Below are 18,190 nucleotides of genomic sequence, written 5' to 3'. Positions count from 1 at the left end.
ACCCGACGGTCGTCACTGCTGTGAGTCACCGTGTTTCCAACAGGTGACATCTTGAGAATGTCTGTGCGGACCATAGTTTTCCGGGCCGGGGCCGCGTAGCCTCCTGCGAATCGATGTGCTGTGCACCGCACACCCGTGCGGCGCCATCCGAGCGATTCGGAGGTCGGCAGTGCGCTTCTCCAGCTCCTTCAGTGCCGTCAGGGCGGTCAGTGCCCTCAGTGCCCCCGGTGCCCTCAGCGCCCGCGGTACCAGCAGCGCCCGCGCCGCGGTGACCGGCCGGCACAGCAGGCTCGGTATGACGGCGATCGGCGTCAGCGCGATGCTGATCGTCTCCGGTTGCGCCGCTTCGCAGCGGGACGCCGGCAACTCCACCGGCGCCGCGACCGGGCAGAACGCCGGCCAGAACACCGGTGCCGCGGGCAGCGGCGGCGACACCGGCGGCGCCGGAACCGCCCAGACCTCCGTCGTCGTCGACACCACCGGCCAACCGTCAGATCCCAACGGCACCTTCACCTTTGCCGCGGCCGGCGCCCCCGAATCGTTCGACCCGGTGTGGGCCACCGACGGCGAGACCTTCCGCATCACCCACCAGCTGTACGAGGGTCTGTTGGAGACCAAGGCCGGTTCCGTCGAGGTCGGGCCTGGCCTGGCCGAGAAGTTCACCGCCAGCGACGACGGCAAGACCTGGACGTTCCAGCTGCGCAAGGGCGTCACCTTCTCCGACGGCACCAAGCTGGACGCCGATGCCGTCTGCTTCAACTACGACCGGATGTTCTCCGAGACCGGGGTCGCCCAGACCCAGGCGCAGTTCTGGGCCGAAAACATGGGCGGTTTCAAGGGTCAGAAGGATGCCGACGGCACTCCGGTGCCGAGCCTGTACGGCGGCTGCCAGGCCAAGGACGCGTCCACCGTCGTCATCACCATGACCCGCTTCTCGTCGAAGCTGCCGGCGGTGTTCGCCGATTCCACCTTCGTGATCCAGTCACCCACCGCGCTGAAGAAGTACAACGGCGACGGCATCGCATCCACCGGCGATTCGTTCAGTTATCCCGCCTACGCCACCGCGCACCCGACCGGCACCGGGCCGTTCGTCTTCGGCTCGTACGACAAGACCAACAACCAGATCACCTTGCTGCGCAACGACAAATACTGGGGACCCAAGGCCAAGGTGGCCAAGCTGGTGTTCAAGGTGATCCCGGACGAGACCGCTCGCAAGCAGGCCCTGCAGGCCGGCACCATCGACGGCTACGACCTGCCGAACCCCGCCGACTGGGACGACCTGCGCTCAACCGGACACAAGATCGACATCCAGCCGGCGTTCAACATGCTGTATCTGGCAATGATGCAGCGCAAGACCGCTTCACCGCTGAACGACCTGCGGGTGCGGCAAGCCATCGCCTACGCGCTGAACCGCGATCAGATGGTGCAGTCGCTGATGCCCGAGGGCGCCTACGTGAACAACTGCTTCTTCCCGAAGCTGGCGCCGGGCTGCCCCGACCCGGTACAGCCCACCTACAGCTACGACCCGGACAAGGCCAAGCAGCTGCTGGCCGACTACGGCAAGCCGGTGACGCTGAGCTTCTGGTGGCCGACCGAGGTGACCCGCCCGTACATGCCCGATCCGAAGAGCATCTTCACCCAGTTCTCCCAAGACCTCGAGGCCGTCGGCATCAAGCTCAAGGTGGTGAGCAAACCGTGGAACGGCGGCTATCTGGACGGGGTGAACGCCCACACCCCCGACCTGTACCTGCTGGGGTGGACCGGCGGCTACCCCAGTCCTGACTCCTGGCTGTCCTCGTTCTGGGGACCGCTGCCCAACGACTTCGGCACCGAGAGCACCCCGCAGGGGGCGGAACTGTCCAAGGCGGTCGCCGCCGCAGACTCCATCCCCGATCCGAAACAGCGGCAGCAGGCCTACGCAACGCTCTCCAACAAGATCTCGTCGACCTACCTGCCAGCGGTGCCGATCTCGTCGTCACCACCCGGCATCGTCGTCGCCAAGAACGTGCAGGGACTGGTGCCGAGCCCGACAACGGACGAGCGATTCAACACCGTCTACAAGAACTGAGCCGCCCGGCCTGGCGCACGGCGCTTGGGTAGGTTTGTGGTGTGTCAGAGCCGTCGTCACAGCCCCCGTCTTCACCGGCACCGTCTTCACCGGCACCGCCGTCACAGCCAGCGCCGGACCGGCCGCATGCCAGCACCGACAGCGTCGACCTGCTGGTCGCCGCGCAGTGGGGCGCGCTGCGCGGTTGGCTGCAAGGCATCTCGCCGGCGCAACGCCAGCAGACCAGTGTGTTGTTCGGGTGGTCCGTCGACGACGTGATCTCCCACCTGGCCAGGACGCTCGACGCCATCGCCGCCCTGCGACCGGCGCCGGCCGGGACCGGCGCAGGGACCGATCCTGGTGCGGAGGCGGAAACCGTTGCGGCGCAGGACGAACCGGCCCGGCCAACGCTGACGGTGCCGCAGTTCCTGTCCGGTTACAGCGCCGGCGCCGACGACAACGCCGAGCGCACCAGAGCGGCCGCCGCGGCCTCGGCGGCGGACCGGCTCGGCGAACTCGACGCCGCCTGGGGGCAGGCGCAGCGCACCCTGGCGGCGCTGGGCCAGTACGACCCGACGGTGACGGTGACCGGCGGCACCATGCGGCTCACCGACTTTCTGCAGACCAGGCTGATCGAGCTGGTGGTGCATGCCGGCGACCTGCACCGGAGCCTGCCGGAGGTGGCGGCCCCGCCGCTGTTGCCGGCCGCGGTGGAACGGGTCGAGCAAACCCTGCGGCAAGGGTTCGAGGCCAAGGCCGGGGTGCTCGGCGCCGACACCGAACTGCGCCGACTACCGGCGGACGAGTTCATCCTGGTGGCGACCGGTCGGGCCGAAGCGCCGGAACGGATCCCGGCGGCGGTGCGCGGCGAGCTGCCGCTCTGGTGACGCCGCCGGCGGCGCCGCGGGCTGCCCGGCGCCCACTCCGTGCCTCGGCGCCGCAGTCCGTGGATTGACGTGAAACCTGATTTCGCGAAAGCTGGGCGGGTGCGTATCACCGATCTGCGGCCGGTCCTGCTGACCGGCCCCATCTCCGACGACCCCTCCATGCTCGAGTTCCGCACGCTGCGCAGCGCGGCCCTGGTGGAACTGCACACCGACGCTGGCGTCGTCGGTGTCGGCGAGACGTATCTCGGCTATCACCTGCCGCAGGTCGTCGCTCCGCTGATCGAGTACTACGCCCCGATTCTGCGCGGCCAGGCACTGGACGATCCTGCTGATATCGCCGCGCTCAGCAACGCCATGGCCACCTGCGGCCAGTTCTGGGGACGGGTCGGCGTCGGGCCGACCGTGATCAGCGCCGTGCAGGGCGCCATGTTCGACGCGCTCGGCAAGCTGCGCCAGGTACCTGCGTACGAGCTGCTCGGCGGCGGCCGGCACGACCGGCTGCTTGGCTACGCCACCGGCGGCGCCAGCAACTGGCCGATGGATGCCTTGAAGCAGAAGGTGGATCGCTACCTGGACGCCGGTTTTCGCGCCTTCAAGCTGGGGGCCGGGCGGTTCGTCACCGAGCCGGACGGTTCGCGTCGGCAGATCAGTGTCGGCGACTCCCCGGCGCACACCGCGCAGCTGGAGGCCGACAAGGTGGCGGCCATCCGCGACTACGTCGGCCCTGACGTCGGCATCATGCTGGACGCGCACATGGGATTCCGCAGCGAAGGCAGCCGCTGGAACCTGGAGACCGCGACCGCGGTGCTCGACGCCGTTGCGCCCTACCAGCTGATCTTTTTCGAAGAAGCCCTGCCGTACAACGGATCCGACGGGCTGACCGGCCCGCAGGCGTACGCGGAACTGACCGCACGCACCGCGACACCGGTGGCCGGCGGCGAACAGCTCACCACCGCCGTCGAGTTCGCGCCGTTCGCCGGCTCGGACGGCTCGGCAGGATCCGCGGCGGCACCGGCCAGCTTCGACATCGCCCAGCCGGACGCCGCGTGGCTGTCGATGACCGACTTTGTCGCGGTGGCAACGGCTTTCGCCGCCCGCGGCGCCCGGGTGGCCAGCCACGCCTGGTCCGGCGGCGTCGGGGTGATGCAGAACCTGCATGCCGCCTTCGCCTGCGCGAACACGGCGGTGGTGGAGATCCCGCCGCTCGGCGGGGCGCTGCACACCCGGCTGTGGGGCGACAGCCTGCGGCTGGACGCCGACGGCTATGTCCTTGCCCCCACCGAGCCGGGCCTTGGGGTGCGGCTGGACGACGCCGTCAAGGCCGAGTTTCCGTTCCGCCAAGGCTACGAGGAATGGGTGGACGTGCCGGGCAAGATCATGCCGACCTCCGACGACGAAGCATCGCGGGCGGGGTCCACCCGATGAGCGACACTGCGCTTGCGCTGTCGGCGATTCCAGGGGTTCCGGTGCCATCGGTACCCGGCTGGGAGGTGGTGCAGATTCCGCCCATCTCCCCCGCCGAGCCGCTGCCCGCAGCGGTCGCTGAGCAGGCCGCGCGGGCAACGGTGGTGCTGTCGGACGTCGCGCCCGCCGACTCCAACGCGATGACGAGCCTGCGCTGGTGGCAGCTCGGCTCCGCCGGCTACACCCAGCTGGCCGGGCACCGATTCCCGGAGCGCGGGGTGCGGGTCAGCAACGCCAGCGGCGTCAACGACATCCCGATCGCCGAATGGTGTCTGCTGATGATGCTCAGCCTGGAGCGGGACCTCCCCGCCATCCTGGCCCAGTCGGACCGCAGGGAGTACCAACGCCCGCAACTGTTCCAGTCCGAACTCCGCGGCCGCCGCGTCGGCATCGTCGGCTACGGCGGTATCGGCCGTGAGGTCGCCAGGCTGGCAACGGCTTTCGGGCTGGACGTGTCGGTGATGAACCGCTCGCCCATCGGTCCGGCACCGCTGCGTTTCGCACCAGCCGGCACCGGCGATCCGGACGGCACCCTGGAGGTGCACCGGTACCCGATGGGCGACTGGGCACCGTTCCTCGCCGATCTCGACTACCTGGTGCTCACCGTGGCCCTGAACAGCGCCACCAGGTCGCTGATCGGCGCGGCGCAATTGAAGTTGTTGCCGCGCACTGCTTTTCTGCTCAACCCGGCGCGGGGCGCGCTGGTGGACGAACGCGCGCTGACCGACGCTCTGGAGTCGGGCGAACTGGCCGGTGCCGCCCTCGACTCGCACTACCGGGAGCCGCTGCAGCCCGACGACGCGACCTGGTCGCTGCCCCGCACCATCATCACCCCGCACGTCTCCGGTTCCACCGGCAGCCCGCAGTACCTGCCAAGGGTCGGTGAGTTGTTCGCCAGCAACCTGGCCCGCTTCCGCGACGGCCGGCCGCTGCTCAACCAGGTGCCGCCGGGCGACCTGCCGAACTGACCGAACCGCAGTACCCAGCCCAGTTGGGCTCGCCTACCGATACGAATTCCAGACGAGTGGGCGCACGGTGTATTGACATCCGGGGGAACGGCTCCCCGGCGTCAAACCGAAGGGGTGTTGTGTGATGTCCACAATGAAGATGGTCAGCGGTGACCGGCCCACATCCGTTGCCAGGGACCGACAACGATCGTTGGTCGCCAGAGTGATGGCGGTGCTCACCGCGTTGCTGCTGACTGTCACGGTGGCACCGGCAGCCGGGGCCCGACCAGCCCCGGAACCACCTGGCGGCCTGTCACGAGTCATGGTGCTGAAAATTGTCTACACCGTCGCGTACCAACCGGTCGGAACAAGCTCGTACGGCTATTGGTACGGCATCGCCGGGAGGCAGATCGACTGGTCAACCGACGGCTGCAGCGTGCCTTCCTGGGTGATGGCGAGTGTTCCGGGGGCTTCGTACTACGCGAAGCTGCTGCGTCCGTCGTGCGTACGGCACGACTTCGGCTACCGGAACTACGGAAAGGTGCACCGCTACCAGATGACAGCGGTGCGTAAGACGTCGATCGACAATCAGTTGTACGCCAACATGAAGCGACAATGCGCTTCACAACCGGGTCTGAAGGGAACGGCGTGCCGCAAGGCGGCCTGGGTGTTCTACAAGGCAGTCGCCTTGTCGCCACAGGCGCATCGAGCGTTCTTCGGGTGACGGTGGTCAGCCCACTCGCCAGAGCACCAGCACGAACAGCAGCCCGGCCAGGGCCAGCATGAAGGTGACGTCAAAAGCCTTGCTGCGCACCACCAACAACGCCGCCTTCTGGTCGGGCAGCACAAAGCGCAGCAGCGCCGCCCAGGCGGCGGCGACGCCGAGCAGCCCCGACCCGATCCGCCAGTGCGAGAGCGAGATGAAGACCAGTCCGACCGCAACGATGGCCAGCACCGACAGCATCGGGGTGGCCCTGCGCAGTTGCGAATCGGAGGTCATCTGAATGCTCACTCCGCGGTGATCCCGGCCCGCCGCTCGGCGGCGGCCACCACATTGCTGAGCAGCATCGCCCTGGTCATCGGCCCGGCGCCGCCGGGGTTGGGGGCGAAGTAGCCCGCAGCCTCGGCGACGTCCTTGGCGACGTCTCCGACGATGCGAGCCCGGCCGGACTTGGTGACCCCCGCGGTGCTGACCCCCACGTCCAGCACGGCAGCGCCGGGCTTGATCATGTCCTTGGTGATCAGACCAGGAGAACCGGCGGCGGCGACCACGATGTCGGCCCGCCGCACCTTGTCAGCCAGATCGCGAGTCCCGGTGTGGCACAACGTCACCGTGGCGTTCTCGCTACGCCGGGACAGCAGCAGGCCGAGCGGCCGTCCCACCGTGGTACCGCGGCCCACGATCACCGCATCGGCCCCGGCGATCGGCACGTCGTAGCGGCGGAGCAGTTCGATGACGCCGGCCGGGGTGCACGGCTCGGGAGCCGGCTCGCCAAGCACCAGCGCGCCGAGGTTGAACGGATGCAGACCGTCGACGTCTTTGGCCGGGTCAACCCTGGACAGGATGGCGAACTCGTCGAGCCCGGTGGGTTGCTGCACCAGGAAGGCGGTACAGGCCGGGTCGACGTTGAGATCGTCGACGACGGTCAGCACCTGGTCGAGGCTGCTGTCCGCCGGCAGCTCCCGCTCGATCGAGGTGATGCCGATCTCGGCGCAGTCGGCGTGCTTCAGCGCCACATAGACCCGGCTGCCCGGGTCGTCGCCGACCAGCACGGTGCCGAGGCCGGGCACCACACCCCGCTCCCGCAGCCGCGCCACCCGCTGTGCGAGCTCCGCCTTCACGGTCGCGAGGGTGGCCTTGCCGTCCAGGATGGTCGCCGTCATGCCACCGATTGTTTCACCCGGGCGCCCGGTGGCCGGACCACCCGGGCGCGGCCCCGGTGCGCCGCGGCGCCGGCGGGATCAGCCGGCGTTCACCTGGTCCCGCCAGGCCAGCAGCGAGCGCACCTTGGCCAGCCCCTCCGGCCAGGCCCCGTCGTTGGCCTCGATGCCGGTGGTGAGCAGCCGCACCCCGACGTCGTACAGCTGCTGGGCGTTGCTGCTGAAGTCGTCGGCCTGCTCCGGTTGCCGCCCAGGGGTGAAGGCCACACCGGCGGACAGCTCGATCTCGTCGGGATTTCGGCCCACCTGCTCGCACCATTGCCGCAGCACGCCGTGCTTGCGAGTGATCACCTCGGGATCGCCGAAACTGTGCCAGATGTCCGCGTACTGGGCGACGATGCGCAGCGTCTTCTTCTCACCGCCGCCGCCGATCAGCACCGGGATCTTCCTGGTGGGCGGCGGATTCAGCTGCTCCCAACGGTTCTCGATGATGGGCAGGTCGCGGGCCAGCGCATCGAGCCGACCGCCGGCGGTACCGAAGTCGTAACCGTAAGCGTCGTAGTCCTTTTCGAACCAGCCGGAACCGATACCGAAGATCAGCCGGCCATCCGAGATGTGGTCGACGGTGCGGGCCATGTCGGCCAACAGATTAGGGTTGCGGTAGCTGTTGCAGGTGACCAGCGCGCCGAGTTCGGCCCGCGAGGTGGATTCGGCCCAGGCGGCCAGCATGGTCCAGCACTCGAAATGCTGCCCGTCCGGGTCGCCCGAGAGCGGATAGAAGTGGTCCCAGTTGAACAGCACATCGACGCCGAGCTGGTCCAATTCGCCCGCGGCGCGGCGAATCTGGTCGTAGCTGGCGTGTTGTGGCTGAATCTGCACACCGACCCGGGCCGGGCGCTGTGCCGGCGGTGCGGCGCTGTCTGCTGACGGGTTCTCTGTCACGCTGGCGATCTTGCCACCGATGCCCGGCGGGCTCTACCGCTATCGCCGAAAGTTGCGCTCGGACGGGCCGGCCGGAACGGGCAACCCGGCGATCGCGCACACTTCGGTCAGCGACCGCTTCCACACCTCGTCCACGGACCGCAGCGCACGCGAGCGCCACAGCGCCGGGACCCACCAGAGTGCTTGCACCGCAGCAACAGTCAGACACGCCAGCAGATAGCCGCGGTCGCCGGGATGCAGCACAAGGAACGGGACGGTGACGGCCAGCAGCGCGGCGAGGCCCCAGCAGAGCTTGTAGCCGAACTGACCGGATCGCACTCCGGTGACGGCGGCGCCACCGCCGCCCCCTCCGCCACCGGGAGCGAACAGCGACAGCAGTTCAAGCAACCCGCCGAACACCGCACCGACCTTCCGCAGCACGTGCCGCCGCCGGTCCTGTCGGTACACCTCCGCATCGCTGGTCACCATGGCAGCGACGGCCGGGCGCAGCGCCGGATCGCGCAGCAGATCGGGGCGGGCCAGCAGCTGCTGGTAATGCTGCCGCAGCCGGCGTCGCAGCCGCCCGAACCGCCATGCGTTGATCGCCGCGGCCACCGCCAGGTACACCGCCGGCGCGCCGGCCAGCAGGACGATGCCGGAGAGCGTGTCGGCCTCGTCGGTCGTCAGCTCGGGGCCGGGTGGGTCACCCGCAGCGTTGAACAGCTTCGCCAGCAACGGAATCGCCACCGCGTTCAGCATGGTCAGCAGCGGCAGCGCGACGGCGAACATGGTGCCGGCGCACCACGGGCTCATCCGGTAGGGGTGCACCAGCCGATCGGCTAGCGCTGTCCGGGCCAGCGGCGGCACCGGCAGCGGGGACGCTCCGGGGTTGGGCCCGGCCGGAGTCGGCGCCATCTGCATGGTTCAGCAAAGTAACACCGGAGACGTCAGGCGGTGGCGGGTTCGGCGAGCTGCAGACCGTGGGCGGCGGCGAACAGCAGCGCCTGGTCGACGTCGATGCGGGCGCCTTCCAGCCGGGCGCCGACCCACAGCGAGGCGTCGCAGCGGGCGCCGCGCAGATCGGCCCCGCGCAGATCGGTGCCGCCGGTCCTGGCTCCGGACAGGTCGGCGCCGGCCAGGTTGCAGCCGGCCAGGTTGGCGCCGGTGAGGTTGGCCTCCTGCAGCCGGATCCCCGCCAGGTCAGTGTCTTTCAGCGTCGCGCCGCCAAGGCTCACCAGCGACAGGTCGGTGTCGGTGATGGTCAGCGGGATCAGCGGGCAGTCGGTGAAGGTGCTTCCGGTCAGCCGGCAATCGGTGAGCGTGCTGCCCCGCCACGAGCTCCGGTCGAAGGTGCATCCGACGAAACTGCTGCCGGTATGCCGGCAGTCGTACAGCTCGGCCGAGACGAACGTGCACTCGGTGAACGATGCCCTGCGGGTGAGGGCACCGGCCAGCGTGGCACCGGAGAAGTCGCAGCGGACGAAGGTGACGCCGTCGATGCTGGCGTCTCGCAGGTCGACCTCGACGAAATCTTCGTCGGTGTAGGAACTTTCGGTGAGCCGCATCTACCGCACCTGGCCCGACATGTTGGGCTTCGACATGTTGCGCCTGGACATGCTCGGCCTCGACATGCTGGTCATCGTCTCGGTGGAACTCAGTGGAAGAAGTGCCTGGTGGAGGTGAAGTACATGCTGACCCCGGCCGCCTGCGCGGCTTCCACCGTCAGGTTGTCGCGCACCGATCCGCCGGGTTGCACCACCGCGCGCACCCCGGCGTCGAACAGCACCTGGGGCCCGTCGGCGAACGGGAAGTAGGCGTCCGACGCCGCCACACTGCCCGCTGCCCGGTCGCCGGCCCGCTCCACCGCGAGCCGGCAGGAGTCGACCCGATTCACCTGTCCCATACCGATTCCGACGCTGCCGGCGTCCTTGGCGAGCAGGATCGCGTTGGACTTCACGCTGCGGCAGGCCCGCCAGGCGAAGGCCAGATCGTCCAGGGTGGCGGCGTCCACCGGTTCGCCGCTGACCAGGCTCCAACCGGCCGGGTCGTCGCCGGGGGCGTCGACGTTGTCCCTGGTCTGCGCGAGGATGCCGCCGGAGATCGCCCGGAACTCCCACGGATCGGGTGTGGCGTCCGCCGGCATCCGCAGCAGTCGCAGGTTCTGCCGCCAGCCCTTGGCGGCGCCGGTCAGCACGGCCAGTGCATCCTCGTCGAAATCGGGGGCGGCCAGCACCTCGGTGAACACATCGGCGATCTGCTCGGCCAGCGCGCCGGTCACCGTGCGGTTCACGGCGATCACGCCGCCGAACGCCGAAACCGGGTCGGAGGCAAGGGCTTTGTGGTGGGCCTCGACGATGCTGGCCGGATCTCCACCCGGGACGATAGCGATGCCGCACGGGTTGGCATGCTTCATGATCGCGACGGCCGGGTCGTCGAAGTCGGTCGCCAACCGCCAGGCGGCATCGATGTCGACGTAGTTGTTGTAGCTCATCTCTTTGCCGTGCAACAGCTCGGCGGTGGCCAGCCCTGGGCGCCAATGCCGGTACAGCGCAGCCTGTTGGTGCGGATTCTCGCCGTACCGCAACGACTGCGCCCGCTCCCAGGTGGCCCCGGTCCACCGGGGGAAGGTGAAGGCGGGGCGCTGCCGGCCGGCATCGTCCGGCGTGTCACTTTCGGCGCTGTCGGCCGCCGCCTGCGTCGCCGACGCCGCCGCCGGTTCGGGCGCCAGCACCGTGTTCATCCATGAGGCGACCGCGACGTCGTAGCTGGCGGTGTGCGAGAAGGCCTTGGCGGCAAGGGTTTTGCGCTCGTCCAGGGTGAAGCCGCCAGCCTCCAGCGTCGCGATCAATTGCGGATAATCCGCTGGGGAGGTCACCACCGCGACGGTCGGGTGGTTCTTGGCCGCCGCCCGCACCATCGCCGGTCCGCCGATGTCGATCTGTTCGACCACCTCGTCAGGGCCGGCGCCGGAGGCTACCGTCTCCCGGAACGGGTAGAGGTTGGAGACCAGCAGGTCGAAGCCTGCGATGCCGGCGGCGTCCAGCGCCGCGGCATGCTCGGGCAGCCGCAGGTCGGCCAGCAATCCGGCATGCACCTTGGGGTGCAACGTTTTCACCCTGCCGTCCAGCATCTCCGGGAATCCGGTGACCTGCCCGACGGGCGTCACCGGAGCGCCGGTGTCGGCGATCTGCTGCGCGGTGGAGCCGGTGGAAACTATCTCGACACCGGCAGCCTGCAGGGCCGCCGCCAGTTCGGCCAGGCCGGTCTTGTCGTACACCGACACCAGCGCGCGGCGGATCGGCCGGCGGCCGTCGGGCTGACGGTCACGCTCGGAGCTCACGGAAGTCGATGTCGTCACGGGACGATTACCTTTCTGCCAGTGATGGTCCAGCCGCCGCGGGCCATCCGGCCCACGTACTCCACCAGTTGCGCGCGTTCGGCCACTTTGATGCGTTCGGTGAGGGTGTCGACGTCGTCATCGTCGTGCACGTCCACCCCGACCTGCGCGATGATCGGGCCGGAGTCGACGCCGCTGTCAACGAAGAACAGCGTCGCCCCAGCCACTTTGACGCCGTAAGCCAGCGCATCCGCCGGCCCGTGAATGCCGGGGAACGCCGGCAGCAACGAGTTGTGCGTGTTCAGGTAGCGATCACCGAACTGGTGCAGAAACCGCTCCCCCACCAACTTGAGGAAACCCGCGGACACCACCAGATCCGGCCGGTACCCGGCGATGGTGTCGGTAAGCGCAGCGTCCCAGTCGGTGCGCTCGGGATAGTCGCGAACCCGGTGCACAAAGGTCGGGATGCCGGCGTCGGCTGCCAGCCGCAGGCCGCCGGCCGACGGCCGATCGGCACCGACCGCCACCACGGCGGCCCCATAATCCGGATCGGCGCAAGCCTGCAGCAGCGCAGCAAGATTGGACCCGCCACCGGAGATCAACACCACCAGGCGTTTGCGCCCTGCGCCGCCGCCGAGGGGTTCACCACCGGCCGCTGCGGCGCTGTCGCTGACGGGCACGGTGGGTTGACCTTCTCCTGTGTCGGGCGAACCATCTCGGCTGAGCGCCGGCGCCGGCGGGCAGCCGGGGCGGGGCGGGTTCAGCCTAGTGAGCGGGGTGCCGGCCGCCGTCGGTCGGGTCCGGTGTGCGTCGCTCGTCGAGTTGATCGGCGCTGTCGGGGCCGACCGTGACGTCGTCGCTGGCGGGCTCTTCGGCGTCTTCGGCGTCTTCGGCGTCTTCGGCGTCTTCAGCGTCTTCGGCGTCTTCGGCGTCTTCAGCGTCTTCAGCGTCTTCAGCGTCTTCAGCGGTTGCGGCGTCCTCGGAGGCTTCAGTGTCTTCAGCGGTTGCGGCGTCTCCCCCGTCTGTGGCGTCCCCCCCCGCCTGCGGCGTCCCCATCTTCGGCGACAGCGGGGTCTCCCCCGTCTTTCGCGTCTGCACCGGCGACGGTGTCGTCCGGGACGCCCGGACCTTCGGCGCCCTCAGCGAATTCAGCGGGCTCAGGGCGCTCGGCGGCTGCTGCGGACTCGACGTCCGCGGGCTCGATGTCAGCAGCGAGCTCAGCGGGCTCGTCCGCATCAACCCGCTCTGCGGATTCAGCGGATTCAGCGGGCTCAACGGATTCAGCGGGCTCGGCGGCTGGCGCGTCGCCGCCCCCAGCGGGTTCGTCCGCCACCACGGCGATCGGCTCGGTCAGATGGCTTGCCGCTGCCGAGCTGCCGGAACCGCCGGCCGCACCGACCCGGCCGGTGAGCACCCCAACGCCGCCGACGGCGGCAGCGAGCACCCCGACCACGCCGCCGAGCAGCAGGCCGCTCCACCACGGCACGGTGAGCCGCGCCCACGAGCTACCTTCGATGCCGCCGCCGGCGACCCCGGCCAGCAGCGCGCACACGGCGGCGACCACCACCGCCGCCACCGCGGCACCGAGCAGCCGACCGGTCATCGATCGCGTCGTCCTGGTCAGCAGCCAGCCGGCCAACAACCCGGCGGCCAACGGGAACAACGTCGACAACAACCCCAGCCATGACACGCCGGCATTGGTCGGCACCGCAGCCAGCAGCGGCAGCCCCGGCAACTCGGCGCCCGCGCTGCCGAGCGGCGAATAGCTGCCGCCGCCCACCAGGAAGCCGACCCCTGAGCTGTACCCGATGCCGGCCACCAGCGCGTTGGGCAGGTAGGCGAGGCCAAGCAGCAGCATGCCGACACCGTCGCCGAATCCAGGGGCGGTGCTGGCCAGATCTGTTGCGGTGCCGAAGGATCGCACCAAACCCGCCGTCAACGTGATGGCCCCGCCAGCGGCGATCAAGGCGCTGGCGGCCGCGCCGGCCCGCAACCCCCCACGCAGCCACGGCGGCGCCCACGACCGGAACGCGCGGGGGAACTCCTTGCCGCGCAACGTCAAACCCGCGACCGCTGCGACCACGCCGAAAGCGATGGGACGCTCCACCCGCTCCGCCGCCGCTCCCGGCGGGGCCAGCGCCGCCACCGCCGCCGACGTGAACGCCCCATAGGCCACGCCGGTGAGCACCGCCACCAGCAGCTGGGCCGGCATTCCCGGCAGCGGCGCGCGCCGCCCGAACCGCAGGTTCCCGGCGGACGCCACCGCACCGAAGCAGACCGCCGACAGCAACAGCGGCGTCGCGGTGACCCGGATCCCATCGATGGACGGCGGCAAGAAGTTGGCGGCCCCGAACGCCGCAATGGCCCCGCGCACCAACGCACCGGCGTCCGGACTGCCCGGCGTCACCGCCCAGATCAGCACCCCGACGCCGCAGGCCAGGATCAACCCGGCTGCGGTCGCTGCCAGCGCCCTGAGCAGCCCGAACCCGATCGCCAACGGCAAGGTGGTGGCTGCCGGTTGATCACCGACGGTGAGTGCGATCGCCGGCGAACGGTCGCGCCCGGTACCGCGGAGCTGACGGCTGGTGATCGACACCCGCCTAGCTCACACGAGCGGCGCCGCACCGTGACGGTGACGCGCCGCACCGAGCCCAGTCCATATCGCCTGCACATGTTCCCACACGGACCTGCCACACCGGTCAACGCATGGCCCTGATGCCAACGGGCGGTGCGCCGCCGCTGCGACGCACCGCCCGATGGCCGTGCTCAGGAAGATGCTCGGGAGGAACTGCTCAGCTCAGAACCGCACCTGCTGGGTGACGTCCGGGTTGTCGTCCGGGTCGTCGTCGGGCTTGTGCCCCGACGAGTCATGGCCGGAACCGGTGCTGCCCGACTCCGACTCGCTCGGCGGTGCGTAGGGCGAGCTCTGGTACTGACCTGGACCACCGGACACCACGTCCTGCTGCGAGACGATGGTGGTGTCTTCGTCGACGCTGGACGCACTCGGCGTTGAGCCGTACTCGGAGCCCGAGCCGCTGTGCGAGCCGTAACCGGCGTAGTCCTGGCTGCCCTGGGACTGGCCGCCCTGGCTGCCGTAACCGGACCCGCTGCCCTGGCCGGACTCGCCGCCGTACGACGAGCCGCCCTGGGACGAGCTGCCCTGGCTACCGTAACCGGACCCGCTGCCCTGGCCGGACTCGCCGCCGTACGGCGAACCGCCCTGGGACGAACCGTAAGACTGGCTGCTGCCCGAAGCGTCGTAGCCGCCGCCGTAGCTGCCGCTGGACTGGCCGGCGTCTGCGCCGTCCGACTTGGACAGGTCCGTCCCGGTCGAAGACTGGGCCGACCCTGCCGACTGGGCCGACGGGGCCGACGGGGACGAGTGCGAGCCGTAGCCGGCACCAGTGGCGGCGCCGGCACCGGCCGCACCGCCGAATCCGCCGCTGGACGGGGACGAACCGCCGACCTGGCCAGGTCCCTGCTGACTTTGCGGACCGTAGCCACCCTGGCCCATCTGCGCCGAGAACGCCTGGGTGCTCACCTGCACCCCGCCGTCGGAGTCGGTCTTCACCACTCCGGCGTCGAACAGCCACAGCCCGATCGCCGCGACGGCCTGCAGCAGCGCGAACACCAGCAGCAGGATCAACCCGACGCCCTTGTCGCCGAACAAGCCGCTACCTGTCACCAATGCCAGGAAGGCACCGAGCAGGCCGACGACGCTGAGCACGGCAACCGCGTAAGGGGCCTTGATCCCGTTCGGCGCCAGCGGCCCGAGAGCGAGCAGACCGGCGGTGAGCAGCAGCAGCGGCAACCAGCCGCTGAAGGCGCCGTAGGCCGACACCGACTCGCCGGCCAACCGGTTGCCGCTGAAGTACGGCAGAAAGCCGAGGATGAAATTGACCACGCCGAGACCGGCCACCACCTGGGGCAGCACCTGGCCGAGGTTCATCGGCTTGCGCGGCGCCCGCTGCTGTTGCTGCTGGCCGCCGAACTGGCCCGCGCCCTGCGGGCCGCCGTACTGGCCGGAACCCTGTGGACCGCCGAACTGACCGGGCCCCTGCGGACCCGGGCCGTGCTGACCCGACTGCGGGCCGCCCTGGGGACCTGGCCCGCCTGGACCGAACTGCGGTCCGGGCTGGCCGTATGGGCCGGACGGTCCCTGCGGACCACCCGAACCAGAACCGTACGGAGCACTCATGGGGCTACCTACCTTTGCGCTGTCATCAGGCCCTGCATGCTGTCGGCATCGCGGGCGCTTTTCACTGCTGCTCGGTGCTGCTGATGGGCCACGCCGGCCGGCTGCTGGACCGCGTCACCGCCCAGTGTCACGGCCGTGACGGGCCGAGTTCTCGGACATGGTGTGCCGCCAGTAACTTACCGCGTCGGGTGTGCCGACGTGGGAAGTCGCCGCGGCGCGGTCGGACCGAAAACGAGCGAAGACGAACGAACCGGCCCCGCCACGGCAAGTGGCTGGGCCGGTTCGGACGGACGGTGGCAGCTCAGCTGGGCAGTACCGCGCGGAGCAGCTGCGCGGTCTCCGACGGGGTCTTGCCGACCTTGACGCCGGCCGCTTCGAGGGCTTCCTTCTTGGCCTGCGCGGTGCCGGCGCTGCCGGACACGATGGCGCCGGCGTGGCCCATGGTCTTGCCCTCCGGCGCGGTGAAACCGGCGACGTAACCGACAACCGGCTTGGTCACGTTCTCGGAGATGAACGCGGCGGCACGCTCTTCGGCGTCGCCACCGATCTCGCCGATCATCACGATCGCCTTGGTCTCCGGGTCGTCCTGGAAGGCCTTGAGCGCGTCGATGTGGGTGGTGCCGATCACCGGGTCACCGCCGATGCCGATGGCCGTGGAGAACCCGAGATCCCGCAGCTCGTACATCATCTGGTAGGTCAGGGTGCCGGACTTGGAGACCAGCCCGACCGGGCCCTTGCCGGTGATGGTGTGCGGGGTGATCCCGGCCAGCGACTCGCCGGGGGTGATGATGCCGGGGCAGTTCGGGCCGATGATTCTGGTCTTGCTGCCCTTGTCCTGACAGTACTGCCAGAACCACGCGGAGTCCTGCACCGGGATGCCCTCGGTGATCACCACCAGCAGCTCGATGCCGGCATCGATGGCCTCGACCACCGCGTCCTTGGCGAAGGCCGGCGGCACGAACACCACCGAGGTGTCTGCGCCGGTCTTCTCGATCGCCTCGGCGACGGTGCCGAACACCGGCAGCTCGACGTCCTGCCCTTCGGCGTTCTTGTGGGTGACGGTGGTGCCGGCCTTGCGGGCGTTGACCCCGCCGACAATGTTGGAGCCCGATTCCATCATCAGTGCGGTGTGCTTGGCGCCCATGCCGCCGGTGATGCCCTGGACGATGATCTTGGAGTCTTTGTTCAGATAGATCGACATTGGTTCAGATCCTCACTTGCTCGGCTGCGCCGAGGCGTTCTGCGCCGCCGCCGCGGCCATGTCGGCGCCGGCGTCCATGGTTTCGGCCTGGGTGACGAGCGGGTGGTTGCGGTCGTTGAGGATCTTGCGGCCCTCCTCCACCCGGTTGCCGTCGAGCCGGACGACGAGCGGCTTGGTGGCGGCGTCGCCGAGCAGATCGAGCGCACCGACAATGCCGTTGGCGACCTCGTCGCAGGCGGTGATGCCGCCGAACACGTTGACGAACACCGACTTCACCTGCTCGTCGCCGAGGATGATGTCGAGCCCGTTGGCCATCACCTTGGCGTTGGCGCCGCCGCCGATGTCGAGGAAGTTCGCGGGTTTGACGTCGCCGTGCTTCGCACCGGCGTAGGCCACAACGTCGAGGGTGCTCATCACCAGACCGGCGCCGTTGCCGATGATGCCGACCTCGCCGTCCAGCTTGACGTAGTTGAGGTCGAGCTCCTTGGCCCTGGCCTCCAGCGGGTCGCCCGCGGTGTCGTCGGCCAGCGCCTCGTGGTCGGGATGACGGAACTCGGCGTTGTCGTCAAGGCTGACTTTCCCGTCCAGCGCAACGACTTTGCCGTCGCCGTCCTTGACCAGCGGGTTGACCTCGACGAGGGTGGCGTCCTCTTCGGTGAACACCTTCCACAGGCCCTGCAGTACCTCGATCACCTGGTCGCGGACCTCGGCGGGGAACTTGCCGGCGTCGGCGATCTCGGCGGCCTTGTCGGCGTCGACGCCCTTGATGGCGTCGATCTGGATCTTGGCCAGCGCGTCGGGGCGCTCCTCGGCCAGCTGCTCGATCTCCATGCCACCCTCATGGGTGGCCATCGCCAGATAGGTGCGGTTGGACCGATCGAGCAGGAACGAAACGTAGTACTCCTCGGCGATCTCGCTCGCCGGGGTGATCAGGATTTGCCGGGTCACATGGCCCTTGATGTCAAGGCCGAGGATGTTGCCGGCGTGGGTGCGGACGTCGTCGGCGGTGGCGGCGAACTTCACGCCACCGGCCTTCCCACGGCCGCCGATCTTGACTTGCGACTTGACCATGACAGGCAGGCCGAGTTCTTCGGCTGCGGCCACGGCGTCGTCCACCGAGGTGACGACCTTGCCGGCCGGAGCGGGCACACCGTGCTTGGTGAACAGCTCCTTGGCCTGGTACTCGTACAGATCCACGTGATCTCCCAGGGGTATGCGGTTAGGCAGCCAACGCGGTCGTGGCCACCGGCGTCTGCACCTGGGTCTTCACCCTGGAATCGGATCGCGGCTCTCGTACTCGCCGAGTA

18 protein-coding genes are annotated in these 18,190 nt (G+C 69.4%); 6 read left to right on the top strand and 12 right to left on the bottom strand.

Going from position 1 to position 18,190, the window contains the following annotated elements; all coding sequences use genetic code 11:
- The first annotated feature begins 169 nt into the window (after positions 1–169).
- The 5 genes from HKD39_RS09535 to HKD39_RS09515 all read left to right on the top strand — a co-directional run bounded on the left by HKD39_RS09535 (position 170) and on the right by HKD39_RS09515 (position 6,069).
- Positions 170–2,068, top strand: a complete 1,899-nt coding sequence (locus HKD39_RS09535) for an ABC transporter substrate-binding protein (protein WP_343074661.1) — start codon at positions 170–172, stop codon at positions 2,066–2,068.
- A 41-nt stretch (positions 2,069–2,109) separates the two neighbouring features.
- Entirely contained in the window at positions 2,110–2,934 is an 825-nt protein-coding gene (locus HKD39_RS09530) for a maleylpyruvate isomerase N-terminal domain-containing protein (RefSeq protein WP_171199628.1), read from the top strand.
- 99 nt (positions 2,935–3,033) lie between these two features.
- On the top strand, positions 3,034–4,359 hold the full coding sequence (locus HKD39_RS09525) for an enolase C-terminal domain-like protein (protein ID WP_171199627.1): 1,326 nt from the start codon (positions 3,034–3,036) through the stop codon (positions 4,357–4,359).
- Entirely contained in the window at positions 4,356–5,366 is a 1,011-nt protein-coding gene (locus HKD39_RS09520) for an NAD(P)-dependent oxidoreductase (protein WP_171199626.1), read from the top strand. The genes HKD39_RS09525 and HKD39_RS09520 overlap by 4 nt, the downstream gene beginning before the upstream one ends.
- A 124-nt stretch (positions 5,367–5,490) precedes the next feature.
- Positions 5,491–6,069, top strand: a complete 579-nt coding sequence (locus HKD39_RS09515) for a phospholipase A2 (protein WP_171199625.1) — start codon at positions 5,491–5,493, stop codon at positions 6,067–6,069.
- A gap of 6 nt (positions 6,070–6,075) precedes the next feature.
- Here the strand turns inward: HKD39_RS09515 and HKD39_RS09510 are convergent, their stop codons facing one another.
- From HKD39_RS09510 to HKD39_RS09490, 5 genes are all read right to left on the bottom strand, one after another.
- Entirely contained in the window at positions 6,076–6,345 is a 270-nt protein-coding gene (locus HKD39_RS09510) for a DUF3017 domain-containing protein (RefSeq protein ID WP_171199624.1), read from the bottom strand.
- Positions 6,346–6,353: 8 nt separating this feature from the next.
- Positions 6,354–7,229, bottom strand: a complete 876-nt coding sequence (locus tag HKD39_RS09505) for a bifunctional methylenetetrahydrofolate dehydrogenase/methenyltetrahydrofolate cyclohydrolase (RefSeq protein WP_171199623.1) — start codon at positions 7,227–7,229, stop codon at positions 6,354–6,356.
- A gap of 78 nt (positions 7,230–7,307) precedes the next feature.
- On the bottom strand, positions 7,308–8,168 hold the full coding sequence (locus HKD39_RS09500) for an LLM class F420-dependent oxidoreductase (RefSeq protein ID WP_171199622.1): 861 nt from the start codon (positions 8,166–8,168) through the stop codon (positions 7,308–7,310).
- Between the two features lie 39 nt (positions 8,169–8,207).
- Entirely contained in the window at positions 8,208–9,062 is an 855-nt protein-coding gene (locus tag HKD39_RS09495; RefSeq protein WP_171199621.1) for a hypothetical protein, read from the bottom strand.
- Positions 9,063–9,094: 32 nt separating this feature from the next.
- Positions 9,095–9,712 carry a pentapeptide repeat-containing protein gene (locus tag HKD39_RS09490; RefSeq protein ID WP_171199620.1) on the bottom strand — a complete coding sequence of 206 codons (618 nt, stop codon included), beginning with the start codon at positions 9,710–9,712 and terminating at the stop codon, positions 9,095–9,097.
- On the opposite strand from HKD39_RS09490, the gene HKD39_RS20055 reads away from it, so the two are divergent.
- Entirely contained in the window at positions 9,702–9,830 is a 129-nt protein-coding gene (locus HKD39_RS20055) for a hypothetical protein (protein ID WP_281361860.1), read from the top strand. The genes HKD39_RS09490 and HKD39_RS20055 overlap by 11 nt on opposite strands.
- Here HKD39_RS20055 and purH read toward each other — a convergent pair.
- From purH to sucC, 7 genes are all read right to left on the bottom strand, one after another.
- Positions 9,802–11,505, bottom strand: a complete 1,704-nt coding sequence (gene purH, locus HKD39_RS09485) for a bifunctional phosphoribosylaminoimidazolecarboxamide formyltransferase/IMP cyclohydrolase (RefSeq protein ID WP_343074660.1) — start codon at positions 11,503–11,505, stop codon at positions 9,802–9,804. The two genes, HKD39_RS20055 and purH, sit on opposite strands and share 29 nt — an antisense overlap.
- On the bottom strand, positions 11,502–12,089 hold the full coding sequence (purN, locus tag HKD39_RS09480) for a phosphoribosylglycinamide formyltransferase (RefSeq protein WP_171199726.1): 588 nt from the start codon (positions 12,087–12,089) through the stop codon (positions 11,502–11,504). The genes purH and purN overlap by 4 nt, the downstream gene beginning before the upstream one ends.
- Before the next feature lie 160 nt (positions 12,090–12,249).
- Complete coding sequence (locus HKD39_RS09475; RefSeq protein ID WP_171199619.1) at positions 12,250–12,540, bottom strand: hypothetical protein; 291 nt, start codon at positions 12,538–12,540, stop codon at positions 12,250–12,252.
- Entirely contained in the window at positions 12,482–14,080 is a 1,599-nt protein-coding gene (locus HKD39_RS09470) for a cell division protein PerM (RefSeq protein ID WP_171199618.1), read from the bottom strand. The genes HKD39_RS09475 and HKD39_RS09470 overlap by 59 nt, the downstream gene beginning before the upstream one ends.
- A 201-nt stretch (positions 14,081–14,281) precedes the next feature.
- Positions 14,282–15,682: a DUF5336 domain-containing protein gene (locus HKD39_RS09465; RefSeq protein WP_171199617.1), complete on the bottom strand. Its 1,401-nt coding sequence runs from the start codon at positions 15,680–15,682 to the stop codon at positions 14,282–14,284.
- Positions 15,683–15,983: 301 nt separating this feature from the next.
- A complete protein-coding gene (gene sucD / locus HKD39_RS09460) occupies positions 15,984–16,883 on the bottom strand; it encodes a succinate--CoA ligase subunit alpha (RefSeq protein WP_171199616.1) in 900 nt (299 codons plus the stop codon).
- A gap of 12 nt (positions 16,884–16,895) precedes the next feature.
- Positions 16,896–18,080 carry an ADP-forming succinate--CoA ligase subunit beta gene (sucC, locus tag HKD39_RS09455; protein WP_171199615.1) on the bottom strand — a complete coding sequence of 395 codons (1,185 nt, stop codon included), beginning with the start codon at positions 18,078–18,080 and terminating at the stop codon, positions 16,896–16,898.
- Positions 18,081–18,190 lie beyond the last annotated feature (110 nt).

It is taken from the genome of Nakamurella aerolata (assembly GCF_013002705.1).
Taxonomy (GTDB): domain Bacteria; phylum Actinomycetota; class Actinomycetes; order Mycobacteriales; family Nakamurellaceae; genus Nakamurella; species Nakamurella aerolata.
The sequence above is the reverse complement of the archived record's forward strand: the minus strand, read 5'-3'. Positions and strand labels throughout refer to the sequence as shown.